Source organism: Corynebacterium riegelii (assembly GCF_016728505.1).
Lineage (GTDB): Bacteria > Actinomycetota > Actinomycetes > Mycobacteriales > Mycobacteriaceae > Corynebacterium > Corynebacterium riegelii.
In genome coordinates, this window is record NZ_CP068159.1 from 54,820 (window position 1) to 73,096 (window position 18,277).

The 18,277-nt window shown below is 61.9% G+C and carries 14 protein-coding genes; 1 reads left to right on the forward strand and 13 read right to left on the reverse strand.

All coding sequences use genetic code 11. The features are described from left to right. Window positions 1-9: 9 nt before the first annotated feature. The 10 genes from I6I71_RS00280 to I6I71_RS00325 form a co-directional block, all read right to left on the reverse strand. Entirely contained in the window at window positions 10-1,275 is a 1,266-nt protein-coding gene (locus tag I6I71_RS00280) for a glutamate-5-semialdehyde dehydrogenase (protein ID WP_201821407.1), read from the reverse strand. A gap of 51 nt (window positions 1,276-1,326) precedes the next feature. Next, a complete protein-coding gene (locus I6I71_RS00285; protein ID WP_070494367.1) occupies window positions 1,327-2,235 on the reverse strand; it encodes a D-isomer specific 2-hydroxyacid dehydrogenase family protein in 909 nt (302 codons plus the stop codon). An 18-nt stretch (window positions 2,236-2,253) separates the two neighbouring features. Next, window positions 2,254-3,369 carry a glutamate 5-kinase gene (proB, locus tag I6I71_RS00290; protein WP_236587329.1) on the reverse strand — a complete coding sequence of 372 codons (1,116 nt, stop codon included), beginning with the start codon at window positions 3,367-3,369 and terminating at the stop codon, window positions 2,254-2,256. A 2-nt stretch (window positions 3,370-3,371) separates the two neighbouring features. Next, a complete protein-coding gene (gene obgE / locus I6I71_RS00295; protein WP_052203298.1) occupies window positions 3,372-4,877 on the reverse strand; it encodes a GTPase ObgE in 1,506 nt (501 codons plus the stop codon). Window positions 4,878-4,887: 10 nt separating this feature from the next. After that, window positions 4,888-6,726, reverse strand: coding sequence for a hypothetical protein (locus I6I71_RS00300; RefSeq protein ID WP_201821411.1), 1,839 nt, complete (start codon window positions 6,724-6,726; stop codon window positions 4,888-4,890). Window positions 6,727-6,901: 175 nt separating this feature from the next. Next, window positions 6,902-7,222 (reverse strand): 50S ribosomal protein L27, encoded by a 321-nt coding sequence (gene rpmA / locus I6I71_RS00305; protein ID WP_070494361.1) that lies wholly within the window; start codon window positions 7,220-7,222, stop codon window positions 6,902-6,904. Window positions 7,223-7,254: 32 nt separating this feature from the next. Beyond that, window positions 7,255-7,557: a 50S ribosomal protein L21 gene (gene rplU, locus I6I71_RS00310; protein WP_052203292.1), complete on the reverse strand. Its 303-nt coding sequence runs from the start codon at window positions 7,555-7,557 to the stop codon at window positions 7,255-7,257. Window positions 7,558-7,771: 214 nt separating this feature from the next. After that, window positions 7,772-10,969: a translation initiation factor IF-2 N-terminal domain-containing protein gene (locus tag I6I71_RS00315; protein WP_201821413.1), complete on the reverse strand. Its 3,198-nt coding sequence runs from the start codon at window positions 10,967-10,969 to the stop codon at window positions 7,772-7,774. 464 nt (window positions 10,970-11,433) lie between these two features. After that, on the reverse strand, window positions 11,434-11,844 hold the full coding sequence (ndk, locus tag I6I71_RS00320) for a nucleoside-diphosphate kinase (protein ID WP_052203289.1): 411 nt from the start codon (window positions 11,842-11,844) through the stop codon (window positions 11,434-11,436). A 15-nt stretch (window positions 11,845-11,859) separates the two neighbouring features. Next, complete coding sequence (locus I6I71_RS00325) at window positions 11,860-12,165, reverse strand: hypothetical protein (RefSeq protein ID WP_052203287.1); 306 nt, start codon at window positions 12,163-12,165, stop codon at window positions 11,860-11,862. A 33-nt stretch (window positions 12,166-12,198) separates the two neighbouring features. Here I6I71_RS00325 and I6I71_RS00330 point away from each other — a divergent pair, with 33 nt between their 5' ends. Continuing rightward, window positions 12,199-13,626, forward strand: a complete 1,428-nt coding sequence (locus I6I71_RS00330) for an AMP-binding protein (RefSeq protein ID WP_201821415.1) — start codon at window positions 12,199-12,201, stop codon at window positions 13,624-13,626. Here the strand turns inward: I6I71_RS00330 and I6I71_RS00335 are convergent. Genes I6I71_RS00335 through I6I71_RS00345 form a run of 3 tightly spaced genes read right to left on the reverse strand, consistent with a single transcriptional unit; the run spans window position 13,615 to window position 18,276 of the window. Further along, window positions 13,615-14,058: a DUF4233 domain-containing protein gene (locus I6I71_RS00335; RefSeq protein WP_070494331.1), complete on the reverse strand. Its 444-nt coding sequence runs from the start codon at window positions 14,056-14,058 to the stop codon at window positions 13,615-13,617. The two genes, I6I71_RS00330 and I6I71_RS00335, sit on opposite strands and share 12 nt — an antisense overlap. Then, the gene (folC, locus tag I6I71_RS00340; RefSeq protein WP_201821417.1) at window positions 14,055-15,578 is read right to left on the reverse strand and encodes a bifunctional tetrahydrofolate synthase/dihydrofolate synthase; all 1,524 of its coding nucleotides are present in this window, start codon (window positions 15,576-15,578) and stop codon (window positions 14,055-14,057) included. Before folC ends, I6I71_RS00335 begins: the two co-directional genes overlap by 4 nt. After that, on the reverse strand, window positions 15,571-18,276 hold the full coding sequence (locus I6I71_RS00345; RefSeq protein ID WP_201821424.1) for a valine--tRNA ligase: 2,706 nt from the start codon (window positions 18,274-18,276) through the stop codon (window positions 15,571-15,573). Before I6I71_RS00345 ends, folC begins: the two co-directional genes overlap by 8 nt. Between the last annotated feature and the right edge of the window lies 1 nt (window position 18,277).

The window sequence follows — 18,277 nt, forward strand, 5'->3', positions numbered from 1 at the left end:
GTCCGTATTTTATGGACGGGTTTGTCCCGTGCCCTCCAGAATCCACTTCGTGGTGGTCAGCTCCGGCAAGGCCATCGGTCCGCGCGCGTGCAGCTTCTGGGTAGAGATGCCAATCTCTGCGCCCATGCCGTACTGCTCCCCATCCGTAAAGGCAGTCGAGGCGTTGAGGACGACGGCGGCGGAGTCGACGTGGTCCGCAAAACGTCGTAAAGCAAAAGCCCCTTGGGACGCGATGGCATCCGTGTGCCCGCTGGACCATTTGGCAATGTGGGCGATCGCGCCGTCCACGCCGTCTACCTCGGCATACGCAATGTCCATGCTGAGGTACTCCTCGCCCCAATCCTCATCGGTGGCGGGCACGAAGCCCTTGGCGGCGTCGCCGTGGATGGTCACCCCGGCGTCCTGCAACGCGGTGATGATGCGCTGCTTCGCCCCCTCCGGCAAGGCGGAATCCACCAGCACGGTCTCGGTGGCGTTGCACACGCTCACACGCCGGGTCTTGCCGTTGAGCAGCATGGCAATGGCGGAATCAAGCTCCGCATCACGGTCAATGTAGAAGTGGCAATTACCAGTGCCGGTCTCAATGGTGGGGACGGTCGCGTTAGTAACCACGGCCTCAATAAGGCGAGCACTGCCGCGGGGAATCACCACATCAACCAACCCGCGGGCGGTGATCAGATCCTGGACCGAATCGTGGGTTTCACACGGCAGAAGCTGCACGGCCTCACGCGGCAGCTCGTGGGCAGCCAGGGTGTCCTGGAGAATCTCCACCAGCATCGCGTTGGAGTGGCGCGCAGTCTTCGAACCGCGAAGCAGCGCCGCGTTGCCGGACTTCAGGGCAAGACCAAACGCATCAACGGTGACATTCGGGCGGGCCTCATACACCATCCCCATCACCCCAAGCGGCACGCGGACCTGCTTCATCTGGATGCCGTTATCCATCACGTGGCCGCGCAACACCTCCCCCACCGGGTCCTTCAGGCCTGCAACCTGGCGCAGGCCACCCGCAATGCCCTCGATGCGGCCCTGGTCCAGGGCGAGGCGGTCCAGCAGCGATTCAGCCAAACCCTGGGCGCGGCCCTCATCCAGGTCGCGCTGGTTGGCCGCAATGATCTCGTCTGCACGCTTCAGCAGCGCATCGGCCGCGGCATGCAGAACCTGGTTCTTTGTCGGCTGCGGCAGGGTCGCAAGCGTAGGTGCTACATCTTTGGCCCGGCGCGCCTTGTCCAAAACCTCGGCGCGCTCGGCTTCGCGTGGGGTGTTGAGATCAGTCATGCGGCAAGCTTAGCCGAGGCCCGCTGCGCTTATCCGGAAGTTAGTAGCCGACTAGTAGCCAGCCTCAACATCAACCTCGGTGGACATTTTCTCGCCGGCTTCGAACAGGTCCCAGTTCTTCGCGGCAAGGGGGCCGATGCGGCCTGTCATGAAGCGGGGAATGTTCGCTGTGTGCGGGGTGATCACGCAGTTGTCCAGGCTCCACAGCGGGTGGTCCGCCGGCAGCGGCTCGGGCTCGGTCACGTCCAGCCCGGCGCCGCGCAGGGTGCCGTTGGTCAGGGCTTCGGTCAGCGCTTCAGTATCAATCAGCGGGCCGCGGCCAACGTTGATCACCACGGCATTATCAGGCATCTTCGCAATGGTTTCGGCATTGACCATGTGGCGGGTGGCCTCCGTCAGCGGGGCGAGCATGACAAAGTAATCGTGGTTCGCCCACACCTCATCAGACAGCGTCACCGTCTGATCCGCACCTTCCACCTCACGGCCAGAACGGTTCACCGCAGTAATGCTCATCCCGAAAGGCTCTAGGAAACGGATCAAGGTCTTGCCAATGCCGCCGGCGCCGATGATGGCCAGCTTTCTGTCCTCAAACAGGTACTGCTTCTCCGCGAAGATCTGCGTGTTGTTCCACTCATTGCTCACCGCCTTGATGCGGTGCTCCACCGCCAGGAGCAGCGCCAGCGTGGACTCTGCAACCGTGTCGTCATACAGACCACCCGCGTTGGCAAAACGCACACCGTTTGCGGCATGCTTGGCAAAAACGTCTTGCAGGTTTTCCACACCCGCATAAAGAATCTGCACCACCTTGACGCTTTCCGGCAGCTCATCTGGGAAATCATCCGGGCCACCGCCGAAGAGCACCATGTCCGGGTTGTCTTCGAGCGCTACATAAGTGTGGCCTGCGGCCTCCATGTCTGCAATCGGCTGTTCTTTCGGCTTAGGCACATACGTGAACTTCATGCCCGCCCACAGTAGCGGTTACAGACGCGAGGCGTAGTTACTCAAGTAATCCGCATGCACCACAGGCCGGCGCAAGTGCTCCGGCAGCTCATGCGTATGCTGCCCCAGCATGGTGGCAAGCTCGACCGCGTCATAGGCAACTTCGCCACGGCCAACCACGGCGGAATCCGGCCCCAGGATCTCCACAATGTCGCCCGCGTGGAACTCACCCTCAATGCCGGTAATGCCCACAGCTAACAGGCTCGTTCCGCCGCTGGTGACGGCGCTGACCGCGCCGGCGTCCAAACGCAGCACGCCCTCCGCATCGGCGGCATACAACGCCCAGAACTTCCAGGCGGACAGCTTGCGGCCCGGGCGGGTATGGAACACGGTGCCCACCTCAGCAGACCCAAGCGCCTCGGTGATCTTCTCCGTTGCTGTCAACAGCACCGGCACACCACCACGCGCAGCCAGGCGCGCAGCCGAGACCTTCGCGGCCATGCCGCCGGTGCCAAACACGCCACCGTCGCCAGCCTTAACGGCCTCTAGGTCCTTGCCGCTTCGCACCTCATCCAAAAGACGCGCCCGCGGATCGGAAGGGTTCATGTCATAGAGCCCATCCACGTCAGACAACAACACCAGCGCATCGGCGCTGATCAGCGTTGCCACGATCGCCGAGAGCCTGTCATTGTCACCAAAGCGCATTTCAGAGGTAGCCACCGTGTCGTTCTCATTGACAATCGGCACCGCCCCCATCTGCCGCAGCCGGTCAATCGTGCGCTGCGCGTTACGGGCGCGCTCACGCGAACCCGCATCCGACTGGGTCAGCAGCACCTGACCAATCGTGCGACCGTAGCGAGCAAACGACGCACCCCACACCTGCGCCAAGTGAATCTGGCCAACAGAGGCAGCCGCCTGCTTTGTCGCCAAATCCCTCGGGCGCACCTTCAACCCAAGCGGCGCCATACCAGCAGCGATAGCACCCGAAGACACCACAATCACATCAGTGCCGCGGGCGATGCGCTGCTCAATCGCATCCACAATCAGGTCGATTTTGCGTGCGTCGAGGTTTCCGTCAGCGTCGACAAGCGAAGAAGTGCCCAGCTTGACCACAATGCGCCGCGCGGACGCAATCTGCTCCCGAAGTTCTAACACCCCTACCCCTGCCAACGCTCGCGCTCAGCGGCCTCGCCAGCACCGTAATCAAACTCATCAATCAAGCCACGACGAGCCTGGGAGGCACGCTTACGCTCCGCAGCAGACGCACGATCCGTACCGCCCAGACGTGCGTCCTGGCCGCGGCCAGCAAGCGTCGGGTCGCCGCCACGCGAAGGCTCCCAGTCAAAGGAGACCTCACCAATCGTCACCACATCGCCCTCACGCGCACCAATCTTGCGCAGCGCGTCTTCCACACCCGCCTTCTCCAAACGGTCAGACAGGTAGCCCACGGCCTCATCGTTTTCAAAGTCCGTCTGGCGGATCCACCGCTCCGCCTTCTCACCGGTGACAATCCAGCCCTCCGGGTACAGCGGGTCGCGCTCCACCTTGATGCCGTTATCACGGGTGCTCTTCACCTCATTCGGGCGAATCACGATAGGCTCCGCAGGCTTTACCGCCTTCGGGCGAGCCTTGCGCGCCTTTTGCACAACCTCCCACATCGCCCACTTCAGCTCATCCAAGCCCTCGCGCGTGGCAGTGGAAATCAAAAATACCGGCCAGCCGAAACGCTGCTCAATATCCTCGCGCAAAAACTCCGCCAGCTCACGAGCCTCCGGCACGTCAATCTTGTTCAGCACCACAAGGCGGGGACGCTCACGCAAATCACCCAGGCCGGAATCCATGTCGAGTTCCTCGGCGTAGGCATCCAGCTCCGCCTCAAGGGCCTCAATGTCAGAGAGGGGATCACGCCCCGGCTCCATCGTCGCGGTATCCACAATGTGCGCAAGCACCGCGGTGCGCTCAATGTGGCGCAGGAAATCCAAGCCCAGGCCCTTGCCTTCGCTCGCGCCCGGGATCAGCCCCGGCACATCCGCAATAGTAAAGGTGTCATGGCCAGCATTGACCACACCCAGGTTCGGGGCGAGCGTGGTAAACGGGTAATCCGCAATCTTCGGCTTGGCTGCAGACAGCACCGAAATCAGCGAGGACTTCCCCGCCGACGGGAAGCCAACCAGGCCCACATCGGCCATGGACTTCAGCTCCAGGATCAGGTCGTGCGCCTCACCCGGCTCGCCCTTGAGCGCAAAGCCCGGCGCCTTACGCTTCGCAGTTGCCAGCGCCGCGTTGCCCAGGCCGCCGTAGCCGCCCTCTGCAGCCACAAAGCGGGTGCCCGGCACCGTCAGGTCAGCCAGGATCTCACCGTCAGCGCTTCGCACCACCGTGCCAACCGGCACCTCAAGCACCAGGTCCTCACCACGCGCACCATTGCGGTGGTCCCCTTCGCCGTTGTTGCCGCGCTGCGCCTTCACGTGCGGGCGGAACTGGAAGTCCAAGAGCGTGTGTACCTGCGGCGACACCTCAAAAATGATGTCGCCGCCGTGGCCGCCATTGCCCCCGTCGGGCCCACCCAGCGGCTTGAACTTTTCGCGGTGCACAGACACACACCCGTGCCCACCATCGCCAGCTTGCAGGTGCAGCACTGCCCTATCAACAAATTGCGCCATGGGCACAAGCCTACTTGTTCAAGGTTTTCAGGTCTTCGGCGGTAATTGTCATGCGCTCCTCTGCCGTCGCCTGCGACAGGTTGCCGCCGTGGGTGCGGAAAAGGCGCATCGCAATCGCGTCTACAAGCATCCGCTCAATCTTCGCCGCATCCGCAGCGCTTGCAGCCACCGCGGCACGCAGGGCCTCCTCATCAAAGAGGTAGCCCCTCGCCGCCAGGCTCATCACCACCATGTCAGCCGATGGAGCATCTTGCTTATCGACGCCCACCGCATCCCCCTCCCTCTTCATCCCCGGCAGTTCAGCGCCCGGGAAATGCACCGTGGTGTTACCCTTCGTTACCACGCGCACACGCTCACCCTCACTTGTGCGCGATGTTTGTACGTTGAGCACCGAATCCTCAACAAAGCACTCCATAGCAGCGCCGTGGGTGACCAGCTCTGTCAGATCGCACTTCGAGTTCTCGGCAACGATCGTGCGGAAATTCGCCGCGTTCTCAATCCCAACCAGGGCGCCGGAGGCGTTGGAGTTGTTCAACGCAAGGTAATAGATACGGTCCTGATCGAACGTGGCCTCAGCATCGTCCATACGCACCCAGCCCAAGAAACTGTTCCGGGAGCGAAGCCGTGCCCCACTTGACAGGCGCATATTCAACTCAGCGCGTGCAGGCGTTGCCTCCACCACGCAATGATCCAACTCAAGCGTTGCGCCAACAACCGCAATCGGTACGTACTCAGACAAACGATGCGCAGGCACGACCACCACATCCTGCAGACGCACCTCCGCCCCGCCGCCGATCCCAAGAAGCATCGCGTCATCATCCTGCAACAACGTCAGGTCACTGAACATGAGGCGCTGCCCGTTTTCCACCTTGACGCCGTGAAGCCACAGCAAGCACTCCCCTTTATCCTGGTCCGGTCCGGAGAAGGCCACGTTCGTTGCCAGAGGAGCATGCGACAGTGTGTAGCGGCCGGCTTCGAGGCGGATCACAGCTCCGTCAAAGAGCCGGGGCGCAATCACTTCATCAAAGTTGTCACCGTCCTGAGCCCGCCACAGGATCTCGCCGCGTTCCCTGTCCTGGTCCAACTCAGTGAACACGCACACCGACCGGTCCGCGTCCACCTCAGACTGCGCATCAACCTCAAGGGTGATCTGCTCACCATTGACGGAATCAATGGTTGGCGCAAGGAGCGTACTTGCGGAAATCTTGAACGTGGGCCCCTGCGTATCCACCCGCAGTACAGGTGCGATTAATGAACTTCCCGCCTGCAGATGCAGCGCCAGATCCTCCACAGGTGGCGCCAAAAGACTGCTCGCATCCAGACGCATGTGAGCGTCATCTGTAAGCTTCACCCCGCCAATGCGAGAGCCCGCAACAAGCACCTGGGCGCCCTCAAACCCACCGACATAGCCCACGTTGCAAGCAACAAGCTCAACCGTGCCCCGATCACAGACAACCGTGGCGGCACTGTCATTGTCCGCAATCGTGCACGACACCATCTGCAGCTTCGCATCCTCAACCGACACAGCCGCACGCTCATGCCCGTCAGGGAACTCAACCGCACAGTCCTGCATCACTGCTGTGCCCTCAACCACGCTCACCACGTAGGTATCTTGTGGGCCGGCCAGGGTGACGTCTTTCAGCAACGCCCCATCCCGCAGGCTGATCGGCCCGTTAATACGTACCTTATCTGCGCCCGGGCCCTGCAAGTATTGCCCACTCAGCGTCAAGGGACGCCGCAGGAAGTAGTCCCCCGGGCTCAACCAAAGCCCCTGGCCCGGGCCAAGGGTGGCAAGCGCCATCTGCAGGTCAACGGACGGGTCTACAACGCGCGGTGAATTGTCGCTCATAAGTCTCACACAATAGGCCTGTTTCTACACTCCGTGTACAACACCCCGAGTACGCCACCAAAACCTGGTCTACTCGGGGTGTTGTACACGGGGTTTAGAGCGTTTAGGCGTTAGGCGGCAAACAAAAACTGCCCCAACCCGTGCATGGGTTGGGGCAGGAGAAAGCTTTGCTAGCTTAGGCGGTCTCTTCGACTACGCCTGCAGCCTCAGCAGCCTCGAGCACCTCAGCGGAGACGCCTTGGCCGTCAGCCGGAACGATGTTCACAACACGACGACGCTTCTTGATGCCGAACTGCACCGAACCAGCGGCCAGTGCGAACAAGGTATCGTCGCCACCACGGCCAACGTTCTCACCCGGGTGGAACTTGGTGCCACGCTGGCGAACGAGGATCTCGCCGGCCTTGACCTGCTGGCCGCCGAAACGCTTCACACCGAGGCGCTTCGACTCAGAGTCACGGCCGTTCGAGGAGCTGGATGCACCCTTTTTGGTTGCCATTATTCAAATCTCCTTGACGTTGAAAAGTTTGCTTACTTAATGCCGGTGACCTTGACCACGGTCAAAGGCTGGCGGTGGCCCTGACGGACCTTGTAGCCGGTCTTGTTCTTGTACTTGAGGATGTCGACCTTCTTGCCCTTGGTCTGCTCCACAATTTCAGCCTCAACCTTGCTGGAAGCAAGCTTGTCGCCGGTGGTGACATCTGCGCCATTTACGAGAAGGATCGGGGTGAGTTCGACCTTGTCGCCTGCTTCACCCTCAAGCTTCTCGACCTTGACCAGGTCGCCCTCGGCAACCTTGTACTGCTTGCCGCCGGTCTTGACGATCGCGTACATAGAGGGTTACCCCTTCTCTCTTACTCGCCCGCCCCCGGCATGCCTCGGTGACGGAAATGGAACAACATTTAGCGTTTCGGGGCCCGCCTTCTTAGGTGGCAGTGGCCCGCCGTGCCCGCATGCTTGGGCAACGAGGTGCGAGCACCCCAAAACAGCGACTGTCAAAGACTACACCGGAAGGCCGCGATTTACCAAACCCCGGCCTTTCCTGCCGCTATCTGCGAGACGTACGGCGTGTCGCCCTACGACGACCACGGCGTTGCGAGACCTCAACATGCGCCGCCTCACGCTTCGCCTGGGCAGCGCGCTTCTGTGAAGACTCACCACGCTTGCCCTGGGAAGCACCCGCACCCGACTGCGAACGGGTCGCAGACGTTGAGGTGCGACGCGTTGCCCTACGACGCTCACGCGTACGCGGCTTCGCAGCCGAGGAACGGCCAGCGCTACGGCCGCTGCGACCAGTGCTGCGCTTGTCATCACGCGGCGAATCCTCCGCCGCCTCCGCCGGAGCCTCTGCTTCGACGTCAGCCTCTACTGCGAAGTCCTCACGCTTCGGACGGTGATCCGAGCGCGAGTTCCCACGCGTGCGACGCTTGCGGCGCGGCGAGGCCTCAAACTCCTCAACCGCCTCCTCATACGTCTGCGTTGGGGCGTCTGTGTCCGTGGCGGTGCCAGTAGCGGAGTCCGTGGCGGAGTCGGTTGGGGGGTTCACGTTAGCGTCGTCAAGCTGAAGCTCCTTGCCTCGCCCACGGGAAGCACCGCGACGACCGCGGCGGCGCGGACGCTTCTCCTGCGGCTGATCAGTGTCCGCAGTGTCCGTGTCCGCTCCGACGATGATCGAGCCTGCGATCTCATCCAACTCCGCCTCAACAGCCGGGTCGTTTTCCTTCGACGCGGCTTCTTCACGCATCGCCTTCGCTACCGGGTGCTCACCCGTCGGACGGCGGCGGCTATCCCGGCGCTCCCGGCGATCCCTACGGTTGTCGCGATGGCCATGCTGCTCGTGATGCTCGTGGCCATCAACCGGATCATCGCCCACGACAATCCCGCGGCCGCCACACGCCTCACACGGCTGCGCGAACGTCTCCAGCAGACCAGTGCCCAAACGCTTACGCGTCATCTGCACCAGGCCTAGCGACGTCACCTCCGAAACCTGATGACGCGTCCGATCACGCCCCAGCGCCTCCTTCAAACGACGCAGCACCAGATCCTGGTTCTCCGGCAAGATCATGTCAATGAAGTCAATGATGATGATCCCGCCAATGTCACGCAGGCGAATCTGACGCACGATCTCCTCGGCGGCCTCAAGGTTGTTCGAGGTCACCGTCTCCTCCAGCGAACCGCCGGAGCCGGTGAACTTGCCCGTATTGACGTCAATGACCGTCATCGCCTCAGTGCGATCAATGATCAAGGAACCACCCGACGGCAGCCACACCGTGCGCGACAGTGCCTTCTCAATCTGTTCATCAACGCGGTAAACCTCGAACGCGTCCTGGCCGTCGTGCTTGTTGCGGTCAAACTTCACCAGACGGTCCAACAGGTCCGGCGCCACCGACTCCACATACGCATGCACGGTGTTCCACGGCTTGCGGCCGTCTACAACCAGCTCGGTGAAGTCCTCATTGAACAGGTCACGCACAACCTTGACCAGCAGGTTCGGCTCTTCATACAACGTGACCGGGGTTGCGCCCTTGGAGTTCTTCTCCTTCTCCGCGCGGTTCTGGATGGCCTCCCACTGCGTGTGCAGACGGTTCACGTCCGCCGCGATGGCCTCCTCCGACACGTTCTCCGCAGCAGTACGGATGATCGCGCCGCCCTTGCCCGGGACCACGTTGTTCAAAATTTCTTTGAGACGCTTACGCTCCGGCGCCGGCAACTTCCTCGAAATACCCGCGCTGCGGCCACCCGGCACGTACACCAGGTAGCGGCCAGGCAGGGAAATCTGCGTAGTCAGCCGCGCGCCCTTGTGCCCGATCGGGTCCTTGGTCACCTGCACCAGCACCTGGTCACCGGACTTCAGGGCATGTTCTATACGACGCGAGCGTCCACCCAAACCCGCCGCCTTCCAATCCACCTCACCGGCGTAGAGCACACCGTTGCGCCCTTGGCCGATGTCAATGAACGCCGCCTCCATGCTGGGCAGCACGTTTTGCACACGACCCAGGTAGATGTTGCCAATCATGGACGCCTGGGCATCCGAGGTGACGAAGTGCTCGACCAACAGGCCGTCTTCAAGCACGCCGACCTGTGTGATCTTGCCCGCACCGTCATGACGCTCACGCTCACGCACCACCATCGTGCGCTTCACCGACTCACGACGCGCCAAGAACTCCGCCTGCGACACAATCTTGGAACGCTTGCGCCCCTCCTCGCGCTTCTCACTGCGACGACGACGCTGCGCCTCCAAACGCGCCGAACCCTTAATCGCCTTCGGCTCCTCGATCACCTCGACGTCATCATCGTGGTTGTCGTGGGTGTCGTGTTCGTCCTGCTTGTCGTGGTGGTTCTGCTGGTTCTGCTGGCCATGCTGACCCTGTGAAGAGCTCGACCTGCGCGAACGACGACGCCTCGACTGGCCCTCCCGCTTGGATTCCTGCTTGGATTCCTGCTGGTTTTCAGCGGTGTCCTGAGTGTTTGCCTGGTCCTGGTCTTGGCCCTGGTCCTGGTCTTGGTCCTGGTCCGGCTTTTGGCTCGGGCGGCTTGCGCGACGACGCGTCGATCGCGCCGGCGCCTTGAACACCGGCGCATACGCAGCCGCTTCCTCTACCGGCGCCGGGGTGATCTCCGGTTCAACGTCCGTGAGCAGATCTTCCGATTCTTCTGTGTCTTCAGAGTCCTCAACGGTTTCAGCGTCATTGGCGTTTTCAGCTGGTTCGACGTTCTCAGCGCTCTCGGCGAGCTCAGCACTCTCAGCGAGCTCAGCCTCCACCTTGCGCTCAATTTGGTTGATCTCGTTGGCAACGTCCTTGCGCACACGCTGGCGGATCTTCTCATCCGCCTCCTCAGCGGCAGCGCTTTCTTCAGCGCCAGACTGCCCGGACTGCTCAACGTTGTTCGCCTTTGCAGACAACGCGGTCAGCAGCTGCTCTGCCTCCGCGCGCGTCAACGTGGACTGCGCAACCTTCACCAAACCCAGCTCAGAAAGCGCAACAACCAAGTCCTTTGAAGGCTCATCCAGCGCCTTGGCCAGGTTGAACACACGCGTCTTCTCACCAAGCTGGGAACGATCAAACGCCTCAAACTTGTTCTGCGGCGCCGCCTTGACTTCCGGCTTTGTCGCACGCTTACGCGTGCTCTTCTTAGCAGTAGTTTTCTTTGCCGTGCGTTTAGCACTCTTCTTTGCAGTCTTCTTCGCTGCCTGCTTGGTTGCTGGGCGTTCGTTCTGCTCAGCGGATTCGTCGCTACGTGCCACGATAAGCTCCTCTTTTATTGTTGGCCCGTGAAGCGTTCAACACCGGGCGCTGGCGATGTTTCTCGCCGCCGCCGCACAGTGCTGCCACCAAACGGGAACCGTACGGTTGTAAAAAGTCTGGCCCCATTGTTGCACACCGCGGGCAATCCAGACGTTCCTCACGCTGCCCACGCTTGAAAGAGCTCGGCCGTTTTCAACAAATATGCAGGGGAAGATATGCAGGAGCAATGGTCAGAGCGCTTTTTCAATAAGAGGCCTGTTAATGAAAATCGTCCGTGACCTGCAGACCTGCATATCTTCCCCTGCATATTTGTTTCCGTGGCGGTAGTCGAAGAGGCCGATTGAGCCGAGACCGGAGGGCGATTGAGGCTGGCGGCCGAGCACAACCGCCCAAAACCGCCCAAAAACAACCCCCCAAGAAAAACAAAAACGCCCCGCACAACGGCGGGGCGGAAAACAAGCGTTTACTTGTTCGGGAACCAGATGGCGATCTCGCGCTCAGCGGACTCCGGGGAGTCAGAGCCGTGCACCACGTTCTCACCAACGGTCAGTGCGAAGTCACCGCGGATGGTGCCCGGGGTGGCCTTCTCAACCGGGTGGGTGCCGCCGGCCAGCTGGCGCCATGCTGCGATTGCAGACTCGCCCTCAACAATGCCAGCAACCAGCGGTGCGGAGGTGATGAAGTCAACCAGCTCGCCGAAGAACGGCTTGTCCTTGTGCTCGGCGTAGTGCTTCTCTGCGGTCTCGCGGTCTGCGGTGCGCAGATCCATCTCGACCAGCTTGAGGCCCTTGCGCTCGATGCGGGCAATGATTTCGCCGACGTGGCCGTTTGCCACGCCGTCCGGCTTGATCAGAATCAGAGTACGTTCAGTCATAACGCTAAATCCTACCTACACCTGGCTAACTATGCGCGCTGCCTCCTCGGGTGTGGTGTTGCGGAACCAGAGCTGCACCTGTGAGATGGCCATCGGTGTGTTGCCTTCGGCCTTCATGCGGGCGATGGTGGCGCGCTGTTCAGGGTCCAAAACTTTGGGTTTTGCCTGCATGTTGCGGGCTTTGTCCGCAAACCCCCACGCAAGGAGCACAAAGGCGACTCCCAAAGCGGCAAGTGCTGCCCACCGCGGCCAGCCGAGTGGCCCGCTGAACACGGCAAGCAGAGACAGGACGCCGGCGAGGATAAATGCAAGGTTGCGCATGAGCCCCGTTTATACCGCAGGTAGCCTGTGCGCATGCAGTACCGTAGCCCGCTGCCGGATATCACCTTGCCCAACACGGACGTGTTCACCTTCGTGCTGGGAGACCTCCGCAATGACGCGGACCTGCCCGCAATCACCGAGGTAGACACCGGCCGCACCGTTACTTACGGCGAGCTCGCCGCCCGCGTTGAGGCACTCGCCGCCACCATCGCGCCCGGGGAAGTCATCGCACTGCGCCAGCCGAACTCTATCGACTTCGCCGTCGGCCTGCTGGCCATCCTGCGCGCCGGCTCCACCGTCACGCTGATCGGGGCCTTATTGCTTGACGACGAAGCGTCAACCCTCAAACGCCTCTCCCACACCACCCGCGAACTCACACTGAATGAAATCCAACACGGGATCCAGTCACCCACCGCCGGCGAATACACCCCGCCGCTGATTGACCCGCAGTCCATTGCCGCCGTGCCGTTTTCCTCCGGTACTACGGGGCTTCCCAAGGCGGTGGAGCTGACCCACGCCGCAATCACGGCGAACGCCGCGCAGTTCGGAACTGCCCTTCGCGCAAGCGGCATCGAAGCGCAGACGCGAACCTTTGCGCCGCTGCCGTTTACGCATATTTATGGGTTGAATACGTTGCTGTTGGCGTCGTTACGCGCAAGGCACCATATCCACACCACCAGGCGCTTCTCCTTCGAGGAGATGGTGACAACCCACGCAAAACACGGCATTGAGCTGACGTTTATCGCGCCCCCGATTGCCCGCCTTCTGGCCAAGCAGGAATTCGACGCAGCCGCGTTTACTGCCAGCCGCTTCATGGTGTGCGGTGCCGCCTCACTCGATGAGGAACTCGCCCGAAGCGTGGAGCGCAAACTGGACACCACGATTCTGCAGGGCTACGGCACCACGGAATCGGCACCGGTCACACACGTGGGCATCGCCGGGAAATCAACGCCCGGCTCCATCGGCTTTGCGGTACCCAACACACAGTTTCGGATCGTGGACCTAGACACTGGCGAAGATGCCAAAACCGGCGAACTCCTCATCCGCGGCCCGCAACTCATGCGCGGCTACCGCGACCAACCCCCACTTGGGCCGGGCGATTGGCTGCACACCGGTGACCTGGCGCGGCTGCGTGACAACGGCACCGTGGACATCATCGACCGCGTCAAAGACATCTTCAAATACCACGGCTACCAAATCTCCCCCGCTGAGCTTGAAGCCGTCCTGCTCACCCACCCGCAGGTGGCGGACGCCGCGGTGGCAGGCAGGAAAACCGATGACGGTGAGGAGGTGCCGTGGGGGTTTGTGGTGTGGCGTGGGGCGTCGCAAAGCAAAAAGGCTCTGATCGCCTGGATGGCTGAGCGTGTTGCCTCATATAAAAAACTGCGCGGCATCACCGTGATCGATGAAATACCGCGCAACGCCGCAGGCAAAATCCTGCGACGCAACCTACCCCTCTGAGGCGCCCAAGTGCTGCGTGACCAGGTAGCCGCCACGCATGCGACGCTCCATCTCTGAGCGCAGCTTCACAATGTAAAACCACACGATGCCAAAGATGATGCCCACGGCCGTGACCGACCAGTGCACGAAGAAACCGAAGATCAGCGGGATCTGCAGCGCCAGGTTGATCCACAGGGCCCCCGGCGCGCGCTGCGCGAACGCCATGATCAGATGCGCGGCACCCAACACCGTGATGTAGACCCAGTTAAACGTGGTCCACAGCGCGCCGCCGTCCACTTTCAGCACCACCAGCAGGATGAGAAAGACCGTGATGGCCTCCATGACCAGGGTGCCGGACATCACCGGGCGCAGGCCCGCCATCGGGTCTTTTACCGGCGCGTGGCCGGGCCCGAGGGGGCCGACGGGGATTTCGCGTGAATGCTTCGAGCTCACTTAGGGTCCTTTCCAAACAATGCGCGAGCCTCACCAGCGGTGACAACAGAGCCGGTGATGATCACACCGTTGCCGGCCTGCACGCCAGCTTCGTCGAGTTCTTCCTCCGCCAACTCCACGGCTAGGTCGTAGGCGCCGACGAGGTTCGGCTCGACGTGGACGCGCTCATCGCCAAAGATTTCGCGGGCGGTTTCAGCCAGGTCGTAGGCGTCGGCCGCGCGTGGCGACGTATTCTGCGTCACCACCACCTCCGTCAACACCGGCTCAAGCGCCTCCATAATGCCGCGGGCATCCTTGTCACCCAAAATGCCCAGCACGCCGATCAGGCGGGTGAAGTTGAAGTCACGGCTCAGCGCTGCGGCTAGGGCGCGGGCGCCGTGCGGGTTATGCGTGGCGTCTACAAACGTGGTCGGAGCGGTGTGGACGTGCTCAAGGCGACCCGGCGACGCAGCGTTAGCAAAGCCGGTGCGCACCGTATCCGGGTTTAAAGGGCGCTCAGCCGAGGCACCGAAAAACGCCTCCACCGCGGCCAGCGCCACGGCGGCGTTTTTCGCCTGGTGCTCACCAGCCAGCGGCACGAACACGTTGTCTATCTCGCCAGACAACCCGCGCAGCGTGAGCATCTGGCCGCCGAGCGCCACGTCTGCCGACACCACATCAAACTCACTACCCAAACGCGCAACCGTCGCGCCAACCTCCACGGAACGCTGCAGGATCACATTCATTGCATCCGGCTCCTGGTTGGCAATGATCGCCACTGCGTCCGCGGAGCGGATAATGCCGGCCTTCTCACCGGCGATCTCCGCGACCGTGTCCCCCAGATAATCCATGTGGTCAAGGCCCACGGGCATGATCACGTCCACGTCGGCGTCGACGACATTGGTGGCGTCCCAACGCCCGCCCATGCCAACCTCCACCACGGCAACGTCCACCGGGGCATCGGCGAACGCGGCAAACGCAATGGCCACGGTGACCTCGAAGTAGCTCATCGGGATACCCGAGCGCTCATCCACCATCTGGATGTAGGGCTCGATCTCGCGGTAAATCCGCACGAAGTCGGCTGGGTGGATCGGCTCGCCGTCAATACCCACGCGCTCCGTGATCAGCTGCAGGTGCGGGCTGGTGGTACGCCCAACGCGATTGCCAAACGCCGCTAGCAGCGACTCAATCATTCTGACTGTGGACGTCTTACCGTTCGTCCCCGCCACGTGAATGACCTTGCAGGACTTCTGCGGCTGGCCCAGCAGATCCATCAGCAGCTCAATGCGCTCCAGCGAAGGATCAATGTCCGTCTCCGGCCAGCGCGCGTTCAGCTCCTCCTCCACCTGTGCAAGCGCGGCGAGGTCCTCGTCCGTGACGGGGCACTCGATGGGCGTGTCCTCGGCGGTCTCGGCTGTGCTGCCGTTCGCGTCACCGCTACCAAGCGTGGCCCCAGCCCACTGGCCCAGGTCGATCGAGCGGCCGTGCTCGTCCTCCGACACCTCGAAGCTGCCGAACCCGTTAGGCGTCCCCTTAGCCATTGAGCCCCTCAAGACGAGCGCTCACGCGCGCGAACTCGTCTTGCGCCACACGCTGGCGCTGGCGGATCTTCTCCACCACCGGCTCCGGCGCGTTAGCCAAAAACTGCTCATTGCCCAGCTTCGCCGCCGTGGTGTCCAGCTCCTTCTGCGCCGCCGCAAGTTCCTTCTCCAGGCGCTTGCGCTCAGCGGCCACATCCACCGTGCCCGAGGTATCCAGGGCCACATCCAGGGTGGTCTGGCTCAGGCGCATTTCGATGCTTGCCGACGCCACGAAACCATCACCCGGCTCCTCCACCCTGGCAATCTGGCGCACCATGTCCTCCTGTGCCACCAGGTCAGCTGCGGCAAAGTCCAGCTTCGCCGGCACCTTCTGGCTGGGCTTGACCCCCTGGTCGGCGCGGAAGCGGCGCAGCTCCGTGATCAGCTTGATGGAGTCTTCAATACGACGGCGCGCGTTGAGATCAGTCTCAGCGCCACCGTTGGTGTCCTGCGCGCTCGGCCACGGCGCAAGCGTGACCGTCTCGCCGCCGGTGAGTTCCTTCCACAGCACCTCAGTGATAAACGGCATGGTCGGGTGCAGCAGACGCAACACCACGTCCAACACGCGACCAAGCACAACCTGGGTGTTTTCACCCTGGGCGATGTCTCGCTCCCGCGGAATCTGCGTCTTGGCAATCTCCAGGTACCAGTCACAGAGTTCATCCCACGCGAAGTGATAGAGCTCCTCATTGGCCTTAGCAAACTGGTAATCATCCAGGTAGGCGTCCACCTTGGCGCGGACCTCTTCGCAGCGGTCCAAGATCCAACGGTCAGCGTCCGTCAGCTCCTCGCGCGCCGGCAGTTCATCCACCCGGGCGCCGTTCATCAGCGCGAACTTCGCGGCGTTGAACAGCTTGGTGGTGAAGTTGCGTGCGGAGGTGGCGTTGTCCTCACCAATCGGCAAATCCACACCCGGGTTCGCACCACGAGCCAGCGCGAAACGCAGCGCATCCGCACCGTATTGCTCCACCCAGTCCATCGGGTTGATGCCGTTGCCCAGAGACTTCGACATCTTGCGGCCCTTCTCATCGCGCACCAGACCATGCAGGTACAGGTGCTCGAACGGGATCTGCGGGCGACCATCCTTGCCCTGGCCCAGCACATCCGGGGTTTGTGTTGCGGCAAAGGTGCCAAACATCATCATGCGCGCAACCCAGAAGAACAAAATGTCGTACGCCGTAACCAGCACGGTGGTTGGGTAGAACTTCTCCAGCTCCGGGGTTGTGTCCGGCCAACCCATCGTGGAAAACGGCCACAGTGCAGAGGAGAACCACGTGTCCAACACATCCGGGTCCTGCTCGTAGCCTGCCGGCGGCTCCTCATCCGGGCCAACGCAAACCACGTCGCGGTTGCCCTCAGCGTCTTCCGGCCCGTACCAGATCGGAATACGGTGGCCCCACCACAACTGGCGTGAAATCGTCCAGTCGTGCATGTTGTCCACCCAGTCGAAGTAACGCTTCTCCATGGAGGTCGGGTGGATTTCGGTATCACCCTCACGCACCGCCTCAGCGGACATGCGTGCCAGCTCAGCCACCTTCACAAACCACTGCAAGCTCAGACGCGGCTCAATCGGCTCACCGGAACGCTCCGAGTGGCCAACCGAGTGCACGTATGGGCGCACTTCCTTGACAATGCGGCCCTGCTCCGCCAACGCCTCGCGCACCTTCACGCGGGCTTCGAAACGGTCCATGCCATCAAACTCGGTGCCGGTATGAGCAATGCGGCCCTTCTCATCCAAGATGATCGGCATGTCCAGATCGTGCCGCAGACCCATCTCATAGTCGTTCGGGTCATGCGCCGGGGTGATCTTCACCGCGCCGGTACCCAGCTCGCGATCCACGTAATCATCAGCGATCACCTTCAGCTTCAGGTCATCGCGCAGCGGGTGCTCAAACTCCTGGCCAACCAGGTGCGCGTAGCGCTCGTCCTCCGGGTGCACGGCAATAGCAACGTCACCCAGCATCGTCTCCACACGAGTGGTTGCAACCACCAGGTGCGGCTCATCATCATTGAGCGAGCCGTAGCGGATGGAGACAAACTCGCCCTCGACGTCCTTGTACACCACCTCAATGTCGCTCACCGCGGTCTCCAACACCGGGGACCAGTTCACCAGGCGATAATCCTGGTAAATCATGCCAGCGTCATACAGCTGCTTGAAGATGGTTTGCACGGCGCGCGACAGGCCGTTATCAAGCGTAAAGCGCTCACGCGACCAATCAACTGAGTCGCCGATAGCCCGCATCTGCGTGGTAATCGTGCCGCCGAACTCGTGCTTCCACTCCCAAACACGGTCTACAAATTCGTCACGACCATAGTCGTAACGGTCCTTGCCCTCCTCGGCCTTCAGCTTCGCCTCAACCTTGGTCTGGGTGGCAATACCGGCGTGGTCCATACCCGGCAGCCACAACACCTCATAGCCCTGCATGCGCTTACGGCGCACCAGGGAATCCATCAAGGTGTGGTCAAGCGCGTGCCCCATGTGCAGCTGACCAGTCACATTCGGCGGCGGCAGCACAATGGAATACGCCGGCTTGTCCGAAGCCGGGTCGGCGGTGAAATACCCCGCCTTGACCCAGCCTTCGTAGAGGCGCTCTTCTTGTTCCTTCGGGTCCCAAGACTTCGGAAGGTTCGTCGCAGGGAGGTTCGTCGCTTCAGTCACA